Consider the following 5,028-nt stretch of genomic DNA (forward strand, 5'->3'; position numbering starts at 1 on the left):
GCTATAATCATCCCCCTTCTTTAGCCGGTCCTGACTCGAAGAACTTTTCAGGTTCTTCTCATGTCCCACATCGGAGATGGTATGACAAGTGGGGTAAATTATTCTTATTAAAAAGAAATTTTTCAGAAAAAAACAGACCCGTGCAGAAGAGCCCTTTCAGCAACCCTTCTTCACGCACTCCGCGATATACGCGCCGGCCTTCGATGTGCTGACCGCCTTCCCGCCAAGGTCCTTTGTCACAACGCCGTCTTTGATGCTCTTCTCGATTGCCCTGACAACGGCCGCCGCCGCCTCGTGCTCGCCGAGGTGGTCGAGCAGGAGGGATCCTGCCCAGATGGTGGCAATGGGGTTTGCCACGCCCATGCCCTTGTATTTCGGTGCCGACCCGTGGATCGGCTCGAACATGGAGGTGCCCTTCGGGTTGATGTTGCCGCCCGGGGCAAGGCCGAGCCCGCCCTGGATCATGGCGCCGAGGTCGGTGATGATGTCCCCGAACATGTTGGGCGTGACCACGACATCGAACCACTCGGGGTTCTTGACAAACCACATGGTGACGGCGTCCACGAAGTTGAATTCGGTGGCAACGTCCGGGTAGTTCTTTGCGGTGTCGAGGAAGACATCGCGCCAGAGGCCGTACACATCTGAAAGGACGTTTGCCTTGTCCACCGAGGTGAGCTTCTTCTTCCGCTGCATCGCAACGTCGAAGGCATAGGTCTGGACACGGCGGGCGCCCTCGCGGGTGATGACGCCTATCTGGTAGGCGATCTCTTCAGAGTCGCTCGTGACGTCGAGCCCGAACTTCACGTTGTAGATGTCGCGGACAACGTCAAGTTCGATCTTCTGGTGCTTCTTGAACCTGGAGCCGATCCCGACATAGAAGTCCTCGGTGTTCTCCCGGACCACCACGAAGTCGATGTCCTTTGGCCCCTTGCCGGCAAGGGGTGTCTCGACGCCGTCAAGGAGCTTGATGGGGCGGAGGTTGACGTACTGGTCGAAGTGGAACCGGAGCGCGAGGAGGATACCTTTCTCTAAGATCCCCGGCTTCACCCGGTCGTCCCCGATGGAACCGAAGTAGATCGCCTTGAACTTCTTCAGTTCGGCAAGGTCATCCTCCGTGACCAGCTTCTTCGTGGCAAGGTAACGGTCCGCCCCTATATCGAAGTCTGTCCACTGGATATCGAAGTTGAACTTCTCCCCTGCTGCTTCCAGTACTTTCTTTCCCTCGGCCACGATCTCCGGGCCGATCCCGTCTCCACCGATCGATGCTATCTTGTACATGCGGGTGTCTCCTTCAGATTCTTTGCATATTCCACGAGCCCGCCGGCATCGATGATGCCCTGCATGAACTCCGGTACCGGTTCAATGGCGTACTTCTTGTTGTCCGCCTCAATGAACCCCTCTTTGATGTCCAGACGGATCGCTGCCCCGTCGGCAATCTTGTCCGCATCCGGGCAGACGATTGGGAGCACGCCGACATTGACGGAGTTGCGGAAGAAGATCCGGGCAAATGACTGTGCCACCACGACCTTCACCCCGCCTCCTACGAGAGCGAGCGGGGCGTGTTCGCGGGAGGAGCCGCAGCCGAAGTTGCGTCCCCCGACAATGACATCGCCCGGTTTCACCTTCTTTGCATACTCGTCTCTCGTTCCTTCGAATGCATGCTTTGCCAGCTCGTCCGGGTTGTTGATGGTCAGGAAACGGCCGGGGATGATCGCATCGGTGTCGATATCGTCCCCGAATTTCCAGGTGCGGGCATTCTTCGCAACAGGGCCCGCCTCCGGTGCGATCTTCCTGACCGGGACGCTCTTCTTTGCTGCCATGTCAGACCTCCCTCGGGTCGGTGATCTCGCCCGTGATCGCGCTCGCCGCTGCCGTTGCCGGGGAGCAGAGGTAGACCTTGCCGTCCGTGCTCCCCTGCCGGCCCTTGAAGTTCCGGTTCGAGGTGGAGAGCGAGACCTCGCCGGGAGCGATCAGGCCGAACGCCCCTCCCATGCAGGGCCCGCAGCAGGGAGCCTCGACAAGGGCGCCTGCCTTCACGAACTTCTCGATGAGCCCTGCCTTCAGGGTCTTGAGATACTCGTCCCGCGATGCCGGGATGATGATGGTCCGGATTTTCGGGGAGAACTTCTTCTTGCCCAGCACTTCGGCAGCTTCTTTTAAGTCCTCGAACCGCCCGTTTGTGCAGGACCCGATGAAGACCTGGTCGACATGTGTCCCTGCCACTTTGCTCACAGGAACGCCGGTATCGACATTATGCGGCACAGCAACCTGCGGTTCGAGATCCGAAACGTCATATGAGCGCTTCTCGGCAAACGTTGCATCAGCATCGCTGTCCAGCGCGAACGGCCTCATCTTCCGGCGGCCTTTCATGTACTCCCACGTGACCTTGTCCGGGGCAACGATGCCTGCCTTGCCGCCCATCTCGATGGCCATGTTGCAGAGTGTCATCCTGCCGGCCATGTCGAGTTTCCTGACGGTCTTTCCGGTGAATTCGATGGCCTTGTAGGTAGCCCCGTCAGCCCCGATATCGTGGGCGATGGCGAGGATCAGGTCCTTTGCCCCGACGCGCCGGGGGAACTTCCCGGACACTTCCGCACGGATCGTCTCGGGCACCTTGAAATAGAGGGCACCGAACTTCAGGGCAAATCCCATGTCGGTGGACCCGATGCCGGTGGCAAATGCGCCTGCCGCACCATACATGCACGTGTGGGAGTCGGCCCCGACAACGATCTCGCCCGGGGCAGCCCGGCCTTTCTCGATCGTCACCTGGTGGCAGACCCCTTCATTGATGTCATAGTTGTGGATGTCCTGCTCGGCAGCAAACTTCCGCATGTAGACATGGTTGTTTGCCGCCTCGATGGAATCGGCCGGGATCTGGTGGTCGAAGAGCATGATGACACGCTTTTTGTCGAACACCGTCTTCCCGCCCATCTCATAGAACTTCTGGATGGCAAGCGGGCCCGTGATGTCGTGGATCATCGCCCCGTCAAGGGGGGCCATGACCACTTCGCCCGCCCGTATCTCCCTGCCACACTTTTTTGAGAATATCTTCTCCACGATTGTCGCTGCCATGCTCAATCGTCTTTACTATTGACACGCCCTTCTCATGTAGTTTCTGTGCACCACATTTCATGCACCGCCATGACTGCGACCACATTCGCAGTCAAAGTAAGGTTTAATCCCGTTTCTGGCCAAGATAATGCGAATACCATGATGCGAAGACTGAACTTCCTCTGTATTGCGCTCGCCATCCTCATGGTGGCCGCGGTTGGTACCGTTGCAGCTGCAACGGGAGATTCGTCAACAGACAAGGTCATCCATGCCCAGGGAAGCGGCAATATCATCGGCACGCCCGACCGGGCGCAGGTGACGTTGTCCGTCCAGACCGAGAATTCCGATGTCAAGGTGGCCCAGGAACAGAACGCCGCCAAGATGACAAAGGTCATCAATGCCCTTGTGGCGGCCGGAATCCCCCGTGATGCCCTCAAAACAACCGGCTACAACATCTATGCGATGTATGACGACTCCGCCAAGGGGTTCCTTGACCCCAAAGTCAAGTCTTACCAGGTGACGAACACCTTAACCATCACTCTCCATGATGTATCCCGGACCGGGGAAGTGATCGACCTTGCGGTTGCAAACGGTGCTAACCAGGCCAACTCCATCCAGTTCATGCTCTCGGATGCACAGGCCACCGCTCTGCGGAATGAGGCTTTAAAGAAGGCTGTGACCAATGCCCGGGCAGATGCTGAGGCAGTTGCCGGTGCCATGGGTGTCAACATCACCGGAACGGGGACCGTCGAAATCTACCAGAGTTACATGCCGGTCGTCTTCTCCAACTATGCGCAGGATGCAGCCGGACGCGTGGAAAAGGCTGCAACCACCACCCCCATCCAGTCCGGGGACATTACGGTCACTGCGCAGGTCTCTGTAACCTACACCTACCAGTAATCCCTTTTTTTCCCGCTGCACGCTCTTCACAATGTTTTTAATTTCGCAGCGTGATCATTTCATAAAACCTGTATGAGTGCCGGTTTGTTCCGGCAGACGATAGTAAAAGGATAGTAAAACCTCGAATATCCATCAATCAGCGGATACAATAGGATTGATTTTCACAATGGAGCGTACGATCGGTTTTAAGGAGCGAAGGTATATCGAAGAGTTGCGAATTCTCACCAAGGCAACAGCCCTTGACTGCGTCATCGACGACCGGTTCGACCGGGTCATCTACGTGATCCGGCAGGGCGACATGGGCCTTGCGATCGGGAAGAAGGGTGAAAACATAAAACGATTGCAAAATGTCCTCGGGAAGCGCATCGAGATGGTCGAGTTCGCTGAGACACCGGATGCGTTCATTGCCAATATCTTCAAACCCGCCGAGGTCACGAAGGTGGAACGCCCGTCACCGGACGCGCCGGTGAACGTTCTCGTCCGGCAGAGGAGCGATCTTGGGATCGCCATCGGGAAAGCCGGGTGCAATATCGAGAAAGCCCGGATCCTCACCCGGCGGTTTTACAACACCGAGGTCGGGGAAGTCCTGCTCGAAAAGGAGGAAGCATGAAGACGACTGCTGACCCAAAGGTCCTTGCCGAACTCTGGGAGATCATCTGCGACCGTGCCGATCGCCCGAAGGAGGGGTCCTATACCACCCGGCTGCTGGCGGATGAGAAGGGGATCGACAAGGTGCTGGAGAAGGTGGGTGAAGAGTCCACGGAGTTCATCCTTGCCGTCAAGAACGGCGTTCCGGAGCGGACGGCAAGCGAGGCTGCCGACCTTTTCTTCCACGTGCTCGTGGCGCTGCGTGCGTCTGGTGTGAGCCTTGCGGATGTGCTGGAAGAACTGGAACACCGCCGGAAATAACACGGGTTTTTTATCTTTCTCTGCTCTGTAGAATTCCACTGCTATTTGTATGTGTTCCCCCCTCCTGCGCCTCCGACTGGTTTGAAAAACCAGGAGGATGAGAAGAACGCGGATGCGTTCTTCGAAGGTCGGCTTATGCCTCCCTTCTCATTGTCGAGGTTCTGATGA

The 5,028-nt window shown here is 57.3% G+C and carries 6 protein-coding genes; 3 read left to right on the top strand and 3 right to left on the bottom strand.

Translation table 11 applies throughout. The annotated features are described in order from the left end of the window. Positions 1 to 156 precede the first annotated feature (156 nt). From CW742_RS07025 to CW742_RS07035, 3 genes are read right to left on the bottom strand one after another with little or no spacing between them, the layout of a single operon-like run. Complete coding sequence (locus CW742_RS07025; RefSeq protein WP_292418388.1) at positions 157 to 1,278, bottom strand: isocitrate/isopropylmalate dehydrogenase family protein; 1,122 nt, start codon at positions 1,276 to 1,278, stop codon at positions 157 to 159. After that, positions 1,266 to 1,820: a 3-isopropylmalate dehydratase gene (locus CW742_RS07030; protein WP_292418391.1), complete on the bottom strand. Its 555-nt coding sequence runs from the start codon at positions 1,818 to 1,820 to the stop codon at positions 1,266 to 1,268. The genes CW742_RS07025 and CW742_RS07030 overlap by 13 nt, the downstream gene beginning before the upstream one ends. 1 nt (position 1,821) lies before the next feature. After that, the gene (locus CW742_RS07035; protein ID WP_292418394.1) at positions 1,822 to 3,072 is read right to left on the bottom strand and encodes a 3-isopropylmalate dehydratase large subunit; all 1,251 of its coding nucleotides are present in this window, start codon (positions 3,070 to 3,072) and stop codon (positions 1,822 to 1,824) included. A 138-nt stretch (positions 3,073 to 3,210) separates the two neighbouring features. Between CW742_RS07035 and CW742_RS07040 the strand changes: the two genes are divergently transcribed. The 3 genes from CW742_RS07040 to hisE all read left to right on the top strand — a co-directional run bounded on the left by CW742_RS07040 (position 3,211) and on the right by hisE (position 4,860). Continuing rightward, the gene (locus tag CW742_RS07040) at positions 3,211 to 3,951 is read left to right on the top strand and encodes an SIMPL domain-containing protein (RefSeq protein WP_292418396.1); all 741 of its coding nucleotides are present in this window, start codon (positions 3,211 to 3,213) and stop codon (positions 3,949 to 3,951) included. 166 nt (positions 3,952 to 4,117) lie between these two features. After that, positions 4,118 to 4,561 (top strand): NusA-like transcription termination signal-binding factor, encoded by a 444-nt coding sequence (locus tag CW742_RS07045; protein ID WP_292418398.1) that lies wholly within the window; start codon positions 4,118 to 4,120, stop codon positions 4,559 to 4,561. After that, positions 4,558 to 4,860, top strand: coding sequence for a phosphoribosyl-ATP diphosphatase (gene hisE, locus CW742_RS07050; protein ID WP_292418400.1), 303 nt, complete (start codon positions 4,558 to 4,560; stop codon positions 4,858 to 4,860). The genes CW742_RS07045 and hisE overlap by 4 nt, the downstream gene beginning before the upstream one ends. Positions 4,861 to 5,028 lie beyond the last annotated feature (168 nt).

It is taken from the genome of Methanoregula sp. (assembly GCF_002835825.1).
Lineage (GTDB): Archaea > Halobacteriota > Methanomicrobia > Methanomicrobiales > Methanospirillaceae > Methanoregula.